General features: G+C 73.2%; 13 protein-coding genes. 7 read left to right on the forward strand and 6 right to left on the reverse strand.

Going from position 1 to position 16,976, the window contains the following annotated elements; translation table 11 throughout:
- Window positions 1-3 precede the first annotated feature (3 nt).
- Window positions 4-2,460, forward strand: a complete 2,457-nt coding sequence (locus AB0K05_RS11810) for a glycoside hydrolase family 95 protein (RefSeq protein WP_364228673.1) — start codon at window positions 4-6, stop codon at window positions 2,458-2,460.
- Here AB0K05_RS11810 and AB0K05_RS11815 read toward each other — a convergent pair.
- From AB0K05_RS11815 to AB0K05_RS11825, 3 genes are all read right to left on the reverse strand, one after another.
- Window positions 2,447-3,613 (reverse strand): cytochrome P450, encoded by a 1,167-nt coding sequence (locus AB0K05_RS11815; protein ID WP_271277006.1) that lies wholly within the window; start codon window positions 3,611-3,613, stop codon window positions 2,447-2,449. The two genes, AB0K05_RS11810 and AB0K05_RS11815, sit on opposite strands and share 14 nt — an antisense overlap.
- A gap of 103 nt (window positions 3,614-3,716) precedes the next feature.
- Complete coding sequence (locus AB0K05_RS11820) at window positions 3,717-4,763, reverse strand: NAD(P)-dependent alcohol dehydrogenase (RefSeq protein WP_364228675.1); 1,047 nt, start codon at window positions 4,761-4,763, stop codon at window positions 3,717-3,719.
- Between the two features lie 70 nt (window positions 4,764-4,833).
- Complete coding sequence (locus AB0K05_RS11825; RefSeq protein WP_364228677.1) at window positions 4,834-5,007, reverse strand: hypothetical protein; 174 nt, start codon at window positions 5,005-5,007, stop codon at window positions 4,834-4,836.
- Between the two features lie 211 nt (window positions 5,008-5,218).
- Here AB0K05_RS11825 and AB0K05_RS11830 point away from each other — a divergent pair, with 211 nt between their 5' ends.
- The gene (locus tag AB0K05_RS11830; RefSeq protein ID WP_364228679.1) at window positions 5,219-6,211 is read left to right on the forward strand and encodes a LacI family DNA-binding transcriptional regulator; all 993 of its coding nucleotides are present in this window, start codon (window positions 5,219-5,221) and stop codon (window positions 6,209-6,211) included.
- A 17-nt stretch (window positions 6,212-6,228) separates the two neighbouring features.
- Here the strand turns inward: AB0K05_RS11830 and AB0K05_RS11835 are convergent, their stop codons facing one another.
- Complete coding sequence (locus AB0K05_RS11835; protein ID WP_364228681.1) at window positions 6,229-7,341, reverse strand: SDR family oxidoreductase; 1,113 nt, start codon at window positions 7,339-7,341, stop codon at window positions 6,229-6,231.
- Window positions 7,342-7,405: 64 nt separating this feature from the next.
- Between AB0K05_RS11835 and AB0K05_RS11840 the strand changes: the two genes are divergently transcribed.
- Window positions 7,406-7,963: a TetR/AcrR family transcriptional regulator gene (locus AB0K05_RS11840; protein ID WP_219545244.1), complete on the forward strand. Its 558-nt coding sequence runs from the start codon at window positions 7,406-7,408 to the stop codon at window positions 7,961-7,963.
- A gap of 3 nt (window positions 7,964-7,966) precedes the next feature.
- On the opposite strand, the gene AB0K05_RS11845 is transcribed toward AB0K05_RS11840, so the two are convergent.
- The gene (locus tag AB0K05_RS11845) at window positions 7,967-9,595 is read right to left on the reverse strand and encodes an FAD-dependent oxidoreductase (RefSeq protein ID WP_364228683.1); all 1,629 of its coding nucleotides are present in this window, start codon (window positions 9,593-9,595) and stop codon (window positions 7,967-7,969) included.
- A 150-nt stretch (window positions 9,596-9,745) separates the two neighbouring features.
- On the opposite strand from AB0K05_RS11845, the gene AB0K05_RS11850 reads away from it, so the two are divergent.
- Together AB0K05_RS11850 and AB0K05_RS11855 are read left to right on the forward strand one after the other, a co-directional pair.
- Window positions 9,746-10,882: an SGNH/GDSL hydrolase family protein gene (locus AB0K05_RS11850; protein ID WP_364228685.1), complete on the forward strand. Its 1,137-nt coding sequence runs from the start codon at window positions 9,746-9,748 to the stop codon at window positions 10,880-10,882.
- Between the two features lie 180 nt (window positions 10,883-11,062).
- The gene (locus AB0K05_RS11855) at window positions 11,063-12,331 is read left to right on the forward strand and encodes an HEXXH motif-containing putative peptide modification protein (protein WP_364228687.1); all 1,269 of its coding nucleotides are present in this window, start codon (window positions 11,063-11,065) and stop codon (window positions 12,329-12,331) included.
- A 9-nt stretch (window positions 12,332-12,340) separates the two neighbouring features.
- Here the strand turns inward: AB0K05_RS11855 and fxsT are convergent, their stop codons facing one another.
- Window positions 12,341-14,845 (reverse strand): FxSxx-COOH system tetratricopeptide repeat protein, encoded by a 2,505-nt coding sequence (gene fxsT / locus AB0K05_RS11860; protein ID WP_148033203.1) that lies wholly within the window; start codon window positions 14,843-14,845, stop codon window positions 12,341-12,343.
- Window positions 14,846-14,980: 135 nt separating this feature from the next.
- Between fxsT and AB0K05_RS11865 the strand changes: the two genes are divergently transcribed.
- Together AB0K05_RS11865 and AB0K05_RS11870 are read left to right on the forward strand one after the other, a co-directional pair.
- Window positions 14,981-15,169 (forward strand): hypothetical protein, encoded by a 189-nt coding sequence (locus AB0K05_RS11865; RefSeq protein ID WP_148033202.1) that lies wholly within the window; start codon window positions 14,981-14,983, stop codon window positions 15,167-15,169.
- 165 nt (window positions 15,170-15,334) lie between these two features.
- Window positions 15,335-16,948, forward strand: coding sequence for a tetratricopeptide repeat protein (locus AB0K05_RS11870; RefSeq protein WP_364228690.1), 1,614 nt, complete (start codon window positions 15,335-15,337; stop codon window positions 16,946-16,948).
- Window positions 16,949-16,976: the final 28 nt, after the last annotated feature.

Consider the following 16,976-nt stretch of genomic DNA (forward strand, 5'->3'; position numbering starts at 1 on the left):
GCCATGCCCGACGAACTGACGCTCTGGTACGAGGAGCCCGCCGTCGACTGGGAGACCCAGGCACTGCCCATCGGCAACGGGCCGCTGGGCGCCATGGTCTTCGGCGGCGTGGTCACCGAGCGGATCCAGTTCAACGAGAAGACGCTGTGGACCGGGGGTCCCGGCCACGACGGCTACGACTTCGGCGACTGGAGGACGCCGCGTCCGGACGCCTTGGCGGAGGTCCGGCGGCGGATCGACCGGGAGGGCAGGGTGCCGGCCGAGGACGTGGCTGCCCTGCTGGGGCAGCCCAAGACCGGGTTCGGGGCGTACCAGACCTTCGGCGACCTCCACCTGGACTTCGGCGCGCCCGGCGGCGCCGGAGGTTACCGCCGTGAGCTCAGCCTCAGTGAGGCCGTGGCGCGGGTGCGCTACACCGCCGGGGGCGTCACGCACACCCGCGAGTACTTCGCCGCCAACCCCGGCAACGTGATCGCCGGGCGCGTCTCCGCCGACCGGGGTGGCGCGGTCTCGTTCACGCTGCGCCACACCTCGCCCCGGGACGACAAGACCGTCACCGCCGAGGGCGGCCGGCTCACCGTCCGGGGACGGCTCGCGGACAACGGGCTGGTCTTCGAGGCCCAGGTCCAGGTCATCGTCGCGGGCGGCACCCGTACGGACACGGGGGAGACGATCACGGTCACCGGGGCCGACAGCGCGGTCTTCGTCCTGTCGGCGGGGACCGACTACGCCGACACCTACCCGCGCTACCGGGGCGAGGACCCGCATGCCCGGGTCACCGCCGCCGTGGACGCGGCCGCCGCGCTGGGCTACGACGCGCTCAGGGCCGCCCACGTGGCCGACCACCGCGCGCTGTTCGACCGGGTGCGGCTCGACCTCGGGCAGTCCGCGCCGGAGAGCGGTCCCGGAAAGGGTGAGACCGGCGGGTCCGCTGGTCTGGAACGGGGTGGTCCCGGAAGGGGGCCCGCAGGTCCGGTGCGGTCCGGGTTCGGGGGGCCGGTGCCCACTGCCCGGTTGTTGCGGGGTTACACGGGCGGCGACGGTCCGGACGAGCGCGCGGTGGAGGCGCTGATGTTCGCCTACGGCCGCTATCTGCTGATCGCGTGCTCGCGGGAGAACGACATCCTGCCCGCGAACCTGCAGGGCGTGTGGAACGCGTCGACCAGCCCGCCCTGGTCGGGCGACTACCACGTCAACATCAACCTGCAGATGAACTACTGGCCCGCGGAACCGGCCAACCTGCACGAGACGGCCGTCCCGTACGACAGGTTCGTCCGGGCCCTGGTGGAGCCGGGGCGCAGGACGGCGAGGGATATGTACGGCGCCCGCGGCTGGGTGGTGGGCAACGAGACGAACCCGTTCGGCTTCACCGGCGTGCACGACTGGCCGACCGCCTTCTGGTTCCCCGAGGCGGCGGCGTGGACGGCGCGGCACCTCTACGACGGCTACCGGTTCACCGGGGACCTGGAGTATCTGCGGGAGACCGCCTATCCGGTGATCAAGGGGGCGGCCGAGTTCTGGCTGGACTTCCTGCACACCGACCCGCACGACGGCCTGCTCGTCGTCTCGCCCAGCTACTCACCCGAGCACGGCGACTTCTCCGCCGGGGCCGCGATGTCGCAGCAGATCGTACGGGAGGTGCTCGAAAGCGCGCTGGCCGCGGCGGCGGCGCTCGGCGTGGACGAGGAGTTCCGGGCGGCGGCGGAGGCGGCGCTCGGCAGGCTCGACCCGGGGATCCGGATCGGGTCCTGGGGGCAGTTGCAGGAGTGGAAGGAGGACCTGGACTCCAGGACCGACACCCACCGGCACGTCTCCCACCTGTACGCGCTGCACCCCGGCGACCGGATCGCGGCCGGCACGCCGGAGGCGGAGGCGGCGGCAGTGTCGCTGGAGGCGCGCGGCGACGGCGGCACCGGCTGGAGCAAGGCCTGGAAGATCAGCTTCTGGGCGCGGCTGCTGGACGGCGACCGTGCCCACCGGATGCTCGCCGAGCAGCTGAGGACCTCGACGCTGGACAACCTGTGGGACACCCATCCGCCGTTCCAGATCGACGGCAACTTCGGCGCGACCGCCGGCATCGCCGAGATGCTGGTGCAGAGCCACCGCGGCGAGGTGCACGTGCTGCCCGCGCTGCCCGCCGTGTGGAAGGACGGCTCGGTGTCGGGGCTGCGCGCCCGGGGCGACGTGACCGTGGACGTCTCGTGGCGTGACGGCGTCGCCGAGACCATCACCGTACGCCCGGGCCGCACCGGCCCCCTCACGGTCAGGACATCCATCGCGAACCACTGCCACGTCCACGAAGGTGAGGCCGCGCATCGGCTCCGCGACGACGGAGACCGGGAGACCGCGTCGCATCGGCTCCGCGACGATCGGGGCGGAGGGATCGCGCCGCGCCGCGCCGGAGACACCCTGACCTGGGAGGCTGTCGGGGGCCGGAGCTACGTGATCAGCCGGTGGTGACGGTGAGGCCGCGGATCTCGTAGCCGCCGATCTCGTCCTTGAAGCCGACCCTGGGCGCCGTCGCCATCCGGATGCCCGGCAGCGCGAAGAGCCGGGTGAGGAACATGTCGGTCTCCAGGATGGCGATGCCCGCGCCGGGACACCGGTGCGGGCCGTCGCCGAAGGAGAGCACCGCCGGCCCGGCGCCCGCGTCGAGGGCCCGGCCTGGGCACGCGGACAGAGGCTGGGAGCCCACCGCCCGGGGGTCCGCGTTCACCTCGTCGACGAGCAGCTCGACCACCTCGCCCGCGGGAACGGTGACCTGCCCGGGGAGTTCGAGGTCCGCCGTGGTGCGCCGCCGCAGCCGCGCCACCGCGGGGTCGAGCCGCAGCAGCTCGTGCAGCACGGCCAGCCGCTCCGGCTCCTCGGCCTTGAGGTACCGGTCGAGCAGCGCCTCGTCGGTGAACAACTGCCACGCGGCGACGCAGATGAACTCCCGCGTCGTCACCATCCCCGCCGCGGCGAACGTCAGGCACTCGCCGAGGATCTCGGCGTCGGTGCACCCTTCGGCGATCAGGTGGGAGATGAGGTCGTCGCGCGGCTCCCGGCGGCGCGGCCGGACCGCGGGGCGGACGTCGGCCAGGTAGATGCTGCCCCAGCTGTAGATCTGCCGTCCCATCCAGTAGATCCCGCTCAGGCTGGTGAAGCCGGGCCTGCCGAACTTCTCCGGGAAGAAGCGCTCCAGCCTGCGGCGGATGCCCGGCCTGCTCTCGGTGAGGCCGATGACCGCGCTGGCCACGCCGATCGCCATGCCGAAGCTCAGGTCGGACAACTGCGCCGAGCCGTCCGTACGCAACCGGGCGAGCGCGCGGTCGGCCATGTCCGCGATCAGCTCGCGGTAGTGCTCGTCCACGCGACGCGGCGTGAAGTAGCGCGCGGTCTGCCGCCGGTGCTCGCGGTGTTCGGGGCCGTCGCGGTAGAGGACGGGCCGGCGGATCCCGGCCGGGGCCTTGTCCACCGTCTCGACGCCCAGCCCGGCCTGCACGGTGGCGTCGGCGCGCAGCACGGCCCGCGCCTCGGCGTATCCGCGCACCTGCCAGGTGCCGTCGGCGGCCCGGGTGACCGGGCAGGTCCCGGAGGCGTCGGTGCGCCTGATCTTGCGGGCGTCGTCCATCACCTGACTCGGCTCCTGTCTCGGCGTCTGAGCACACGGATATCACCGCACCGGGATCGTGAGCAAGGGTCATCTCACCCACGGCGGCGGCCGGCCGTGACGCTCAGGCGGGGGTGATGACGGCGCGGCCGGAGATCTCGCCGTTCTCCAGCCGGTGATACGCCTCCACGGCCCGCTCCAGCGGGAACGTGGTCACCTCCGCGGTGATCAGCCCGCGGGCCGCGAGGTCCAGCACCTCGATCAGCTCCGGCCTGGTGCCCCAGTACGTCGACTGCACCGACACCTCGTACGGCGGCGAGCCGAACGTCACCGGCAGCGCGCCCCCGGCGATGCCGACGATGGTCACATCACCGAGCATCCGCGCGACCGCGCCCGCCAGGGCCAGCGTCTCCTGCGCGCCCACGCAGTCGACGACCACGTCCGCGCCCCGGCCGCCGGTGGCCTCGCGGATCTCCGCCGCCGCCCGCTCACCCGGCGCGACCGCCTGGTCGGCGCCGTGCCGCAGCGCGCTGGCGCGGGCCTGCTCGCGGGTGTCGACGGCGATCACCCGGGCGGCCGTCGTCGCCTTGAGGATCTGCACCGCCATGTGGCCGAGGCCGCCGACCCCGATCACCACGGCCGTGCTGCCCGGCGGCAGCTTCGCCCACGACCGGCGCACCGCGTGGTACGGCGTCAGCGCGGCGTCGGTCAGCGGGGCCGCCGCCACCGGGTCGAGCCCGTCGGGCAGCGGCACCAGGAGCCGGGCGTCGGGCACGAGCAACAGGTCGGCCATGCCGCCGTCGAGCCCGAGCCCGCCGCCGCCCCCGGGCACCGGCGCGCCCGCCGGGTTCTCGCAGTAGTTCTCGACGCCGAGCCGGCAGCGGTCGCAGACCCCGCAGCCCCACGGCCCGTAGACGGCCACCGGCAGTCCCGGCTCCACGCCGGTGACGCCCGCGCCGACCGCGTGCACCCAGCCCGCGTTCTCGTGGCCGAGAGTGAAGGGCGGCTCCCAGGGCAGGCCGCCCGTGAAGTCGCGCATCAGGTGCAGGTCGGAGTGGCAGGCGCCGGCTCCGCCCACCTTGACCACCACCTGCCCCGGCCCCGGCACGGGATCGGGCACCTCCACCAGTTCGGGCTCGGACTTCCAGGCCGGCAACCGCAACGCGCGCATCCACGCCACCTCCCGGCCCTGTCGTACCCATGACAGAGCCGGGCATCTCACCCGTATGCCATCGAAAGCGTCAGCGGCGTTCGCTGTACGGGGCGATGGTGATCTTGTCGATGATCGGGGCGTGGCGGGAGCGCAGCAGGACCCCGGGGAAGGTGTCCGACGCGTACGTCTCGCCGTCGAAGTTCGGCAGCTCCTGCGCCGCGAACCGCACCGTGTTCGTCCCCTTCCTCAGCTCCACCGGCACCGTCAGCTCCCAGAAGTTGTTCGCGTGGAAGCTCCGGGAGTAACCCGGCCCTCATGAGGGCCGGCACAGGGGTCCTTATTTGTGTGAGCGCTGACATCTCAAGTCGGGAATCGTTCGCCGGGCGACGGAAGTTTCGCGTAGATTACGTAGCCGCGCGCTGCGCGTCAATGGGTCGGCAGAGAATCGAACCGGTTCGATTATGGAGACGAGAATGGCGACGATCGGTGACGTGGCGGCCGCGGCCGGAGTCAGCCGCAGCACGGCCTCCTACGCCCTGTCCGGCAAGCGGTCCATCTCCGAAGGGGCGCGCAGGCGGGTGCTGGAGGCCGCCGAGGCGCTCGGCTACACGCCCAACGCCGGCGCCCGCGCGCTCGCCACCTCCCAGACGATGGTGCTCGGCCTGCTCGCCCGGTTCCACGCCGACGAGTTCGCGCCCGCGATGACGCAGTACATCCTCGGCGTCACCGACACCGCCCGCGACCTCGGCTACGACACCCTGCTGGTCACCGAGCCCGACGGGGCCGGGGCGCTGCGGCGGATCACCGAGTCGCGGATGGTCGACGGCGTGGTGCTGCTGAACGTCGCGCACGACGACCCCCGGCTCCCGGTCCTGCGGGCCGCGCCGCAGCCCGGCGCGCTGGTCGGGCTGCCCGGCGACTGTTCCGGCGTGGACGTGTTCGACCTGGACTTCGAGCAGGCCGGACGGGTCATGGTCGACCGTCTGCACGGCCTCGGGCACCGCGAGCTGATCCTGGTCTCGCAGCCGGAGCACGTGGTCGAGCGCGGCGGCGCCTACGTGTGGCGGCTGCGCGACGCCGCGCTGGAGCGGGCACGCCGGCTCGGCGTCCGGCTGCACGCGGTGTACGGGGAGTCGCGCAGGCCCGCCGCGGAGCGGATGCTCGGCGCCCTGCTCGACGCCCGTCCCGGGGCGACCGGGCTGCTGCTCGACAACGAGGCGGCCGCCGCCGCGCTGCCCTCCGTCACGCGGGCGCGCGGGCTGGAGGGCCTGTCGGTCGTCGGGCGCTACTCCGCGGAGTTCGCCGAGACCTTCGCGCTGCCGTACGCGTACGTCGAGAGCGCGCCGGACCGGCTCGGCGAGATGGCGGTCCGGCAGCTGGTGCGCCGGATCGAATCCGCGCGGGCCCGGGCGGAGCCGTTCGTGGTGCGGCTCGTCCCCGCCGAGCTGACGTCCCCGCCGAGCTGACGTCGCCGGGCGCCTGATCAGCCGGCGGACCAGCCGCCGTCCACCGGCACGATCGCGCCGTTGACGAACGAGGCCGCGTCCGAGGCGAGGAAGAGCGCGGCGTCGGCCATCTGCTCCGGCCGGGCGAGCTGGTCGCCGAGCGCGAGCACGGGGCTCAGGCGGGCGGCGCCGGTCGGGTCGAAGGTGGCGCCGTCGGCGATGCCCGCCAGGGTGGCGCCGGGCAGGATGGCGTTGCAGCGGATGCCGTCCTTGGCGTACGCCCAGGCCACGCTGCGGGTCATGCCGACGACGCCGTGCTTGGACGCGGTGTAGGCGGCACCCGCCGCGCCGCCGCGCACGCCGGCCTCCGACGCGGTGTTGACGATCGCGCCGCGGCCCGCGCGCAGCATGTGCGGCAGCACCGCGCGGGTCACCAGGAAGGTGCCGGTCAGGTTGACCCGCAGCACCCGGTCCCACAGCTCCGGTGAGATGTCGGCGGGCAGCGCCATGTCGTCGATGATCCCGGCATTGTTGAAGAGCGCGTCGATCCGCCCGTACGCGCTGATCGCGCTCTCCACGAGCGCGGCGACCGCCCTCTCGTCACCAACATCGGCCGCCACCGCCACCGCGACCCCACCGCCGCCCCCGCCGTTCGCCCCGCCGACCGCTCCACCGTCCGGCCCGCCGACCGCTCCACCGTTCGGCCCGCCGACCGCTCCACGGTTCGGCCCGCCGACCGCTCCACGGTTCGGCCCGCCGACCGCTCCACGGTTCGGCCCGCCGACCGCTCCACCGTTCGGCCCGCCGACCGCTCCACCGTTCGGCCCGCCGACCGGCCCGCTGACCGCCCCGCCGTTCGGCTCGCCGACCCCGCCGTTCGGCCCGGCGACCGCCCCACCGACCGCCTCGCCGTTCGCCCCGTTGTCGGGTGTCGCGTCCGGTGCGCCGGTCTTTCCGGACGGGTGGTCGCCGGTTTTCGAGGGGGCGCCGCTCGCGGCGTGGATCTCCGCGGCCGTCCGGGCGGCGCGGTCCTCGTCGATGTCGCAGACGACGACGCGGCCTCCGGCGGCGGCGAAGGCCAGGGCCATGGCCTTGCCGATTCCTGAGCCCGCGCCGGTGACGAGGGCGACGCGGTCGTCGAAGGTGGTCACAGAGGTCGTCCTCTCGCTGGGCGGCCAGACCGGACAATATTGTCCGGTTGCTACGATAGCCGCCATGCCTGCCGAGCGTCGACCGAATCGCGGACCGAGCGCCGCGGCGGAGAACCGCGCGGCGCTCATCGCGGCGGCCCGCGAGGTCTTCGCCGGGGCCGGCTACGACGCGCCGCTGAGCATGGTCGCCCGCGCGGCCGGTGTCGGGCAGGGCAGCCTCTACCGCCACTTCCCCGACCGGGTCAGCCTCGCTCTGGCCGTGTTCGAAGACAGCGTGGCCGAGCTCGAAGCGCTCGCCGCCCGCCCCGGCGCCACGCTCGACGACCTGCTCGCCCTGATCACCGAGCAGGCCATCGCCTCCACCGCGTTCGTCGCCATGGTGACCGTGCCGCCGCAGCCCGACGAGCGCATCCTGGAGCTGCGCGAGCGCGTCGCCGAGCTGCTGGCGGCCCGGCTCCCGGCGGCGCGGGAGGCCGGCCGGGTCCGCGACGGCGTGACGGCCGGCGACCTCATCCTGGCCGTCGGCATGCTCGCCCTGCTGCTCTCCAAGGTCCCGGCGCCGGAGCGGCCCGCGACGGCCGAGCGGATGTGGGCCCTGCTGCGCCGGGGCGTCGAGCCCTGAGCGTCACCGCGTGGCGGCGTGCCGCGACGCGAGATAGCCGAAGACGACGGCAGGCCCGATGGTCGAGCCGGGCCCCGGATACGTGCGCCCCATGACCGACGCCGTCGTGTTGCCCGCCGCGTACAGGCCCGTGACGACCGAGCCGTCCTCGCGCAGCACGCGCGCGTGCTCGTCGGTGAGCAGCCCGCCCTTGGTGCCCAGGTCGCCGGGATGCACCCGGACGGCCCGGAACGGCCCCTTCTCCAGCGGCCCCAGGTTCGGGTTCGGCTTGACCCGGGGGTCGCCGTAGTAGTTGTCGTAGACGGTCCGGCCGCGCCCGAAGTCCTCGTCCACGCCGGTGCGGGCGAAGCCGTTGAACCGCTCGACGGTCGCGAGCAGCCGCTCCGGCGCCACGTCGATCTTCCTGGCCAGCGTCTCCAGCGACGCGGCTTCGAAGAGGATGCCGGCCCGCGTCCACTCCTTCTTGTGGCCGAGCAGGGAGGTGTTCAGGTAGCGCCGCGCGTGGCGGGCCTCGGTGATCAGCCACATCGGCCCAGGCACGTCGTGCCGGAGCATGTGGTGCCCCAGGTCGACGTACGACTCCGACTCGTTGGCGAAGCGGTCACCGCGCGCGTCCACCATGAGCCCGAAGGGCATGGACCGCTCGGCGACCATGAAGTGGGCGTCGCCCCCGGTGCCGAGCACGCTCGCGCCCCACCAGGCGTCGTCCATGAGCGCCAGCGCGCCGCCCGCCCGCGCGCCCGCGTCGATGGCGGTGCCCAGGTCGCCCTCCGGCGATGAGGAGTAGCCGGGCAGGCCGTGGTGCTTCTCCCGCCACTCCCGGTTCCGCGCGAAGCCGCCGCCGCCCAGCACCACGCCGCGCCGGGCGCGCACCCTGCGCCGCCGGCCGTCCTTCTCGACGACGGCGCCGGTCACCTCGCCGTCCTCCACGACCAGCTCGACGACCGGGGCCGAGAGCCAGACCGGCGTCTGCTGCGTACGGACGATGTGCATGAGCGAGCACACCAGCGCGCCGCCGAGGCCGACCGGCCGCTTACCGCTCGCGTACGCGCCGAGCGACCGGAACACGAACCGCGCGCCGCGCACGAACCCGCTGACGGTGGACCAGGCGCGCGTCAGCAGCCACACGTCGTCCGTCATGAGGGGGAGCGGGACGCCGTCCCGGGCGCGGGAGGAGGCGTACCAGTCGCCGAGCAGCCTGGTGTCGAAGGCGGCGACCTCCAGCGAGCGGCCCACCTTGCCGCCCGGCCGGTCCGGGTAGTAGTCGGGGTAGTCGGGCGACCTGCGCCAGCGGACCCCCTTGCGGCCGAGGAACCGCACGACCTCGGGGCCGGTGCGGAGGAACGCCATCCTGCGCTCCGGCGACGAGGCCGGTCCCGCGTCCCCGATGACGTCGTCCATGTACTCCAGGGCCTCCTTGGTGGAGTCCCGGACGCCGTCCCGGATCATCAGCGGGTTCGCCGGCATCCACAGCCCGCCCCCGGAAATGGACGTGGTGCCGCCCCACTTCGCGGTGCTCTCCACCACCAGCACGTCCAGGCCCTGGTCGGCGGCGGTGACGGCGGCGGTCAGCCCGGCCGCGCCCGTGCCCGCGACGAGGACGTCCACGAGGTAGTCCCACTGGTCGCTCATCCAGCTCTCCTCCGGATCCGCAATACCGGACAATACTGTCCGGTACGGGCCAGTCTGCGTGATCGCCGAGCGTGGAGTCAAACGCCTGCCGTAGGCTGAAAAATCATCATTCGGCGGGCGAAACTTTCGGGGGAGCGCGTGGGGCGCTGGGTGCACACGTGGACGTCGGCGCCGCAGCTCACCGAACCGGAGAACCTCCCGCCCGCCCCGTACGCCGGGCGCGGGCCGGTCATGGCCCGCAGCACCCTGCGGCAGACCGTGCGGGTGTCGATCGGCGGCGAGCGGCTGCGGCTGCGGTTCTCCAACGCGTTCGGCGGGACGCCGCTGCCCCTCACCCGGGTCACGGTCGCGCTGCCCGCGGGCGGGCGGGCAGGGGAGAGCGCGGTCGTGCCAGAGACCATCCGGGCGGTGACGTTCCACGGCCGGCCCTCGGCGGTCGTGCCCGCCGGCGCGCAGGTGGTGTCCGATCCGGTGGACCTCCCCCTGGCCGCGGGCGCGGTGCTGACGGTGAGCCTCCACCTCGCCGACGGGCGGGTGCCGGAGGACGTCACCTCGCATCCCGGCTCCCGTACCACCTCCCACCTGGCCGGAGGCGACCAGACCGGGAGCGCGGACCTGGCCGGCGCGACGCCGGTGGAGCACTGGTACTTCCTGAGCGGCGTCGAGGCGGAGGCGCCGGCGCCGCTGCTCGCCCTCCTCGGCGACTCGCTCACCGACGGCAGAGGATCGACGACCGACCACAACGACCGCTGGCCCGACCAGCTCTTCGACCGGCTGGGCGGCTTCGCGATCGCCAACCAGGCGGCCGGGGGCAACCGGGTGCTCAACGACGGACTCGGCCCGAGCGCGCTGGCCCGGCTGGACCGCGACGTGCTCGCGCTGGGCGGGGTCAGGTGGCTGATCGTGTTCGAGGGGGTCAACGACCTCGGGACCGCCGACGTCGACGCCCAGGAGAGCGTCGCCGCCGACCTGGTCGCCGCCTACGAGCAGATCGCCGTGCGCGCGCACGCGCACGACATCCTCGTGTACGGCGCCACGCTCACGCCTCTGGGCGGCCATCCCTACGACGATTCGCGGGGCCGCCGCGAGGCCGTCAGGCAGGCGGTCAACGCGTGGATCCGCACCGGTGACGTGTTCGACGCGGTGATCGACTTCGACCGGGCGGTGCGCGACCCGGCCCACCCGCGCAGGCTGCTCCGGGCCTGCGACGCCGGCGACCACCTGCACCTCTCCCCGGCGGGCTACCGGACCCTGGCCCACGCCGTGCCCGCGAGCCTGCTGGCCTGAGACCCGGATCCGCGCGCGCTTTTCCCGCCACAGTCGTGACTGTTGAGATCATTGTTAGGCGTGGTTCCGATTTCCGGCGGCCGCCTCATGAATGGCGCTCTTTCCCATGGCATAGTTGTCCACGGACAGTTTCCGGGGCGATCCTTTTTCCACGCGCACGATCGAACGGGGCAGATATTCGTGAATCGTCTCGTGATTCCGCACCACATGTTCGAGGCCCTCGCCGCCGGTCACGGGGGTGCCGCGGCCGGCCGGTTTCTGGCCGACGCGGCCCGCGACCGCAATCTCGTGCTCGTCAAGGCAGCGGCCGGCGCCGAGGCGATCGGCGACGCTTTCGAAGCGCTGGCCCGCATGCACGAGACGGCTCCCCGGCAGGTCGATCGCCTTCTGCGTTACCCCGCCGTCGGCGCGTGGGCGCTGGCCGCATCCCGCGCCTTACGCGACCGCGACCCCATTCCGCAGCCCAGCCGGCCGGCCGTTCTGGCGGCCGTCGCGGCGCTCCGGGCGCGGGTGCCCTTCGAGACCCGCGTGACCGCGCGCCCGGGCGAGCTCATGTTCCCCTCGCTGGGCCGCGCCTCGATCGGCGGCGCGGATTGCTCGATCGAGATCACCCCGGAGGGCGGCGCGATCACCTCCTCCCGGTCCCGGGTCGAGATCCCCGCCGACCCCGCCCGCGACGGCGGGGGATGGCTCGGGCTGCGGCGCCTCACCGCGCGTCACCCGCTGGGCGACCTCCATCTCGTGCTGGACGACCTCGACCCCTACCGGTTTCCGCGGGAGGGCCGGCTGGCCGGGCGGCTCACCGCGGCCGAGGTCGCCGCCTGGCGCGAGGTGCTCCAGGAGGCCTGGGAGATCCTGCGGGCGGGCCACGCGCGGTCCGCCGACGAGATCGGCACGATGATCTCGGTCATGGCGCCGATCGCGGGAGGGGGATGGCCGGCCAGCGGCACGTCGCGCACGACCTTCGGCTGCGTCGCGCTGGCCCGTCCGTCGAGCGCGCCCAACCTGGCCGCGACACTGGTGCACGAGGTGCAGCACGCCAAGCTCACCATGCTTCTCCATCTGGTCGACCTGATCGCGGTGGATCCCGGCGCGCGCTACTACGCGCCGTGGCGCCACGACCCGCGGCCGATCAGCGGTCTGCTGCACGGCACGTACGCCCACCTCGGCGTCGCGGGCTTCTGGCGGCGGCAGCGGCAGGTGGACGACAGCCTCACCGCGCACGCCGAGTTCGCCCGCTGGCGCGCGGCCGCCGCCTCGACCGCGCGGGTGATCTACGACAGCTCGGCGCTGACCCCGGTCGGGCGCCGGTTCATGGAAGGCATGATGGCGACCCTCCGCGCCTTCGACGACGAGGAGGTGCCCGCCCGCGCCGCCGAGCTCGCGCGCCAGGCCGCCGACCAGCACCGGCGGGACTTCGGCCGGGCCGGCGGCGAGGCGCGGGTCTGACCCCGTCCGCTAGATCGGCGGCGGGTCGAAGTCGAAGTCGAGCCGTCCGCCGTTCACGACCGCCTGGTGCGCGGGGTGCCCGTCGCCCAGCCGTCGCCGGATCCCCTCCAGCGCCTCGGCGCGCATGGCTCGCGCGTCGTCGGCCCTGCCGAGGTCCGACAGGTCGAGCGCGAGGTTGGCCATGCAGCCCAGCGTCATCGGGTGGTCCGGGCCGAGCAACCGCCGCAGTTCGTCGAGCGCCCGCTCTCCGGTGTCCACGGCCCGGTCCAGCTTGCCCAGCGCCGCGCGGTCGCCGGCCAGGCCGAGCACGGCGGTCAGCGTGTAGTGGTGGGTGGGGCCGAGCAGCTCGCTCAGCCGGGTGACGATGAACTCGTGCAGGTCGTGGGCCTTGGCATGCTCGCCCGCCAGCCGCATCAGCAGCGCCAGGTTGCCCCGGCAGCCGTGGGCGTAGGGATGGTCGGTGCCGTAGACGTGCGCGTAGGCCAGCGTGGTCAGCTCGGCGATCGGCATGGCCTCGTCGATTCGCCTGGCCTCACGGTAGGCGTTGACGAGGGCCATCTCGGCGGCGAGCTTGTCGGGATGGCGGTCGCCCATGAGACGCCGGTAGCGATGGACCAGATCCTCGGCGTAGTGCAGGACCTCGGGACTGCCCGACTCCGCCTTGCGCATGGCCACGGCGAGGTCGCTGGCGGCCCGCAGCGTCGTCGGGTGGTCGGCGCCCAGGGTGCTCACGCCCACCGCGTAGACGTCCTCGCCGAGCTCGCGCGCCTCGGCGTAGTCGCCGCGGAGCCTGATGACGCGTACGAGGTTGTTCATGACGATCTGGGCGGTCGGGTGGTTGGGCGTGCCGTAGAGGTCGCGCAGCGCGCCGTAGACATGCTTGAGCAGGCGCTCGGCCTCTTCGTACTGGCTGGTGAGCGTCAGGTCGAGGGCCAGGCTGGTGTGCATCCTGAGGGTGCGTTCGTTGTCGTCGCCGAACACGTCGCGGTGGCGCTGCGCGGCGGAGGTGGCGAGCGCGAACGACTCCGAGAAGCGCCCCATGGCGCGCAGGTCCGTGCAGTGGTTGTTGGTCAGCCGCAGCGTCTCCTCGTCGTCGGCGCCGAGGGCGGTCTCGGCGTCCTGGAGCGCCTGCGAGCCCACCCTGAAGGCCTCTTCGTACTCGCCCACGAAGCGGAGCGAGACACTCAGGTGCCGCTTCATCGTGCACAGGTCGCGCGCGTCGGACGAGGGGTCGGCCTCCCACGCCTCCAGGCACGCCTTGGCCAGGGAGAGCGCGCCGGGGGCGTTTCCCGACTGGTAGAGGTAGCGGACCATGTCGTGCATCGGCCGCCGGACGGCCGGATCGGCGGACCGGGCGATCTCCGACGGCTCCAGGTGGGGCATCAGCCGCGCGAAGGTCGGCCAGGTGGCGGTGTCGTCAGGCGGGCCGGGCACCGCCGCCGCCAGGAGCCGCTGGACGTTCAGCCTGAACCGGTCGCGCTCGCTCTCGCTGACGTCCTCCCTGAGCAGTGCCTGCACGAGGCGGTGCACCAGCAGGGTCTGGTTCTCCCTGTCGATCTGCACGAGCGCGTAGCGGCCCAGCGCACCCACGCCCCTGCTGAACCTGAGCGGGTCGTCGAGAATGCCGGACAGCGGGGGTTCGACGGTGCCGCGGCTGGTGCTGAAGACGTCTCGCGGGATCGGGTCGGAGCCGAAGAAGGCCAGCAGGTGGAGCAACTCCACCGCGTCCGGCTGCTCCTCGCGCAGGGTGGTCACCGACAGGGCCCACGTCGCCGTCAGCGGGACGTCGTACTCCATCGGCCTGCCCTCGGCGAGCAGCTTGCCGGTCTGGTCGCGCAGCAGCGTCAGGTATTCGCGCACCGGCATGCCCGTCTCGGACTGCATGGCGCCCGCCTGGTCGAGCGCGAGCGGCAGGTCGCCGAGCGCCTCGGCCAGTGCGTCCGCCTCGGTGCCGCCGATGCCGGGCACGCGCCGGTCGAGGAACCGCCGGCTCTCCTCGCGGGAGAACACGTCGACGGTGAGGGTGCTGACGACGCCGTCCCAGGCGAAGTTGCGCGAGGTGATCAGGATGCCCCCGGGCCCGTCGGGGACGTACTGCATGATCGACTCCGGCGCGTGGGCGTTGTCGAAGATGAGCAGCCACCGGTCGTAGGGCTCGCCCCTGCGCAGCGCCTCGACGACCGCCTCGGCCGACTCGGCGACGCCGATCTCGTTGGCCTTGGGCAGGTCGAGGTGGGGCGCGAGCCGGGCGATCGAGGAGGCGATCAGCATCGGCTGGTCGGACGGCACCCACCAGACGAGGTCATAGTCCGATTTATACCTATGCGCATATTCTGCGGCGATTTGCGTCTTCCCTACCCCACCGAGCCCGTGGAGCGCGGTCGGCAGCACCGCCGTGACGCTGCCGCTGACGCCCTGGCGTAGCCGCTCAAGAAGATCCTCGCGGCCGGTGAAGTCCTTGTTGCGGGGAGGAATCCGGCCCCACACCTGAGGTCTGCGCCGCATCTCGGTCATGACCGCTCCATAAAACTCAGCACACGGCCATCGTAGACATGAAAGCCAAGGTTTTTGAGCAGGGAAGAGAGTAGCCACGGCTGCGGTCGTCGGTGATGATGTTCGACGGGTCGAACGGAAGGGGAAAGGGCCGCGATGGCGCAATTTTCGCGCGACGTCGAGACCGAAATCATCGATCTGACCGATGCCAGTTTGTCCAATACCGATGCACTTGACCCTTCTTGTCTCAATCAGATGGTGGCGCGCATCCTCGCGGCGGACGCCGATCCCGCGGAGCCCCTCTTCGGAGGCGACCCTCCCCGGCCTGGGGATGAGTCACCGTGAGACGCGGAAGACGGCGGGCGCGCCTCGCGGGCGAGGCGATCACCTGGATGTGCGCGCCATGCCGATGGGGTCCTCTATCGTTGCTGCAGTGTCCCTCCTCGCAAGGCGCTGACCATGGCCGCGAATAGCGTCACGGCATTTAGCGAACTATGTCCGTTTCCTGGCATGCGTCCTTACCGGCCGGCCGAAGAGTTGCTGTTCACGGGGCGCGACCAGGAGTCGGCGCGCGTCTCCGAACTGTGGCGCAGTAGAAACTTGACAATTCTGTACGGACCAGCAGGTATAGGAAAAACTTCACTTCTCCACGGTGGAGTTATGCCCTATTTGTGGAGACTCGGGGCGAATGTCCTACCGGTGGGTCGAGTTTCGGGTGGGCCGATTTTCCCGGAGGCCGCGGTCCCGTCGCCCAACTCGCTGGTGCGCACCCTGCTGCGCACCTGGGTGCCCGAAACCTCCCTGCCACCGACCGGCATCCGGCGCATCCTGCGCCTCGCCGAACGCGGGCCGAAGCCCCTGCTCGTCGCCGTCGACCAGATCGAGGACATGTACCTCGGCGACCACGACGACGAGCGGCGCGAGCTCCTCGCCGCGCTGGCCGCCGCCCGCAACGTCCACCTGCTGCTGTGCGTCCGCGACGACCGGCTCGACGCGCTGCTCGACGAGGCCGGCGACGGCTTCCCCGACGTCGCCCTGTTCGGGCTCGGCGGGCTGACGCCCCGTGCGGCGGCCGAGGCGATCGGGCAGCCCGTGCGGGAGGCCACCGGCCGCGCCGTGCCCCCCGCCGTGGCCGAGGCTCTGGTGGAAGAGCTTCTGACCGTACGGATCGTCGACGACTCCGGGACCCAGCGCGCACGGGAGCGCGCCCCGGCCGTCAATCCGCTGCATCTGCAGGCCGTGTGCCGGTGGATGTGGCGGACCTGGCCGGAAGGTGAGAGTTCGCTGTCCGGCGACTGGCCGGTCAGCGTGGACGAAGCACTCCGGGACGCGCTGTGGACGGCCATCGGCGAGGTGGCGGCGGCCTTCGAGCGCGACCCGGTCCGCCTGTGCTCCTGGGCGGCTACGCGGTTCGTGGCGCCCAACGGCGAGGCGCAGGTCCAGCCGCAGGGCCCGGCCGAGACGGCCGGGCTGCCGAACGCGGTGCTCAGGGCGCTGAGCGGCCGCGGCGTCCTGCGGGTGCTGCGGGCCGGCGACGGGCCGGCCTACCAGGTGGCCGACCGGCGCCTGCTCGAACCCCTCGGACAACTGGCCCATCGGGCCGGCTCGCTCACCCCTCCGGTCACCCGGCCCGCCGACCGGCTGCGGGCCGCCGCCGACGCCCTGGCGGACGGCGACCCGGCCAGGGCCGAGCGGCAGGCACGCCTGGCCGCCTCCGCGGCGGCGCATGACATCCGCGTGCAGATCGACGCGCACACCGTCCTGGGCAACCTCGCCTTCGCCCGCCGCGACCTGGAGCAGGCCCAGGAGGCCTACCGGCGGGTGCTCGTCCTGCTGGAGACCCAGCAGGACGAGGCGGCCGTGGGGGTGATGCTCGCGGCCATCGGCCGGCTCTCGCTCGCGCGCGGCGACGTCGCGGCGGCTCAGGGGCTGCTGCGTGCCGCCGCCGGGCGGCTGCCGGCGGACCCGTTCATCAGGATCGAGCTGGCGCGGGCGCTGGCGGAGGCCGGCCAGCGGGCCGCGGCCGTCGCCATCCTGCGCTCGGTGATGACCGCGGCCGAGGACGACGAGGCACGCATCCTGCACGGCCGCCTCATGGCCGAGATGAGCGGCCGCCCGGCCTGAGACGGCGTCAGGCGAGGCGGGGCGAGGC

The sequence above is a fragment of the Nonomuraea sp. NPDC049486 genome (genome assembly GCF_040676925.1).
Taxonomy (GTDB): domain Bacteria; phylum Actinomycetota; class Actinomycetes; order Streptosporangiales; family Streptosporangiaceae; genus Nonomuraea; species Nonomuraea ferruginea.

Coding starts and splice junctions, on each gene's coding strand:
- AB0K05_RS11810 (WP_364228673.1), top strand. CDS start 4: ATGCCCGACGAACTGACGCTCTGGTACGAGGAGCCCGCCGTCGACTGG.
- AB0K05_RS11815 (WP_271277006.1), bottom strand. CDS start 3,613: ATGGACGACGCCCGCAAGATCAGGCGCACCGACGCCTCCGGGACCTGC.
- AB0K05_RS11820 (WP_364228675.1), bottom strand. CDS start 4,763: ATGCGCGCGTTGCGGTTGCCGGCCTGGAAGTCCGAGCCCGAACTGGTG.
- AB0K05_RS11830 (WP_364228679.1), top strand. CDS start 5,219: ATGGCGACGATCGGTGACGTGGCGGCCGCGGCCGGAGTCAGCCGCAGC.
- AB0K05_RS11840 (WP_219545244.1), top strand. CDS start 7,406: ATGCCTGCCGAGCGTCGACCGAATCGCGGACCGAGCGCCGCGGCGGAG.
- AB0K05_RS11845 (WP_364228683.1), bottom strand. CDS start 9,595: ATGAGCGACCAGTGGGACTACCTCGTGGACGTCCTCGTCGCGGGCACG.
- fxsT (WP_148033203.1), bottom strand. CDS start 14,845: ATGACCGAGATGCGGCGCAGACCTCAGGTGTGGGGCCGGATTCCTCCC.
- AB0K05_RS11865 (WP_148033202.1), top strand. CDS start 14,981: ATGGCGCAATTTTCGCGCGACGTCGAGACCGAAATCATCGATCTGACC.
- AB0K05_RS11870 (WP_364228690.1), top strand. CDS start 15,335: ATGCGTCCTTACCGGCCGGCCGAAGAGTTGCTGTTCACGGGGCGCGAC.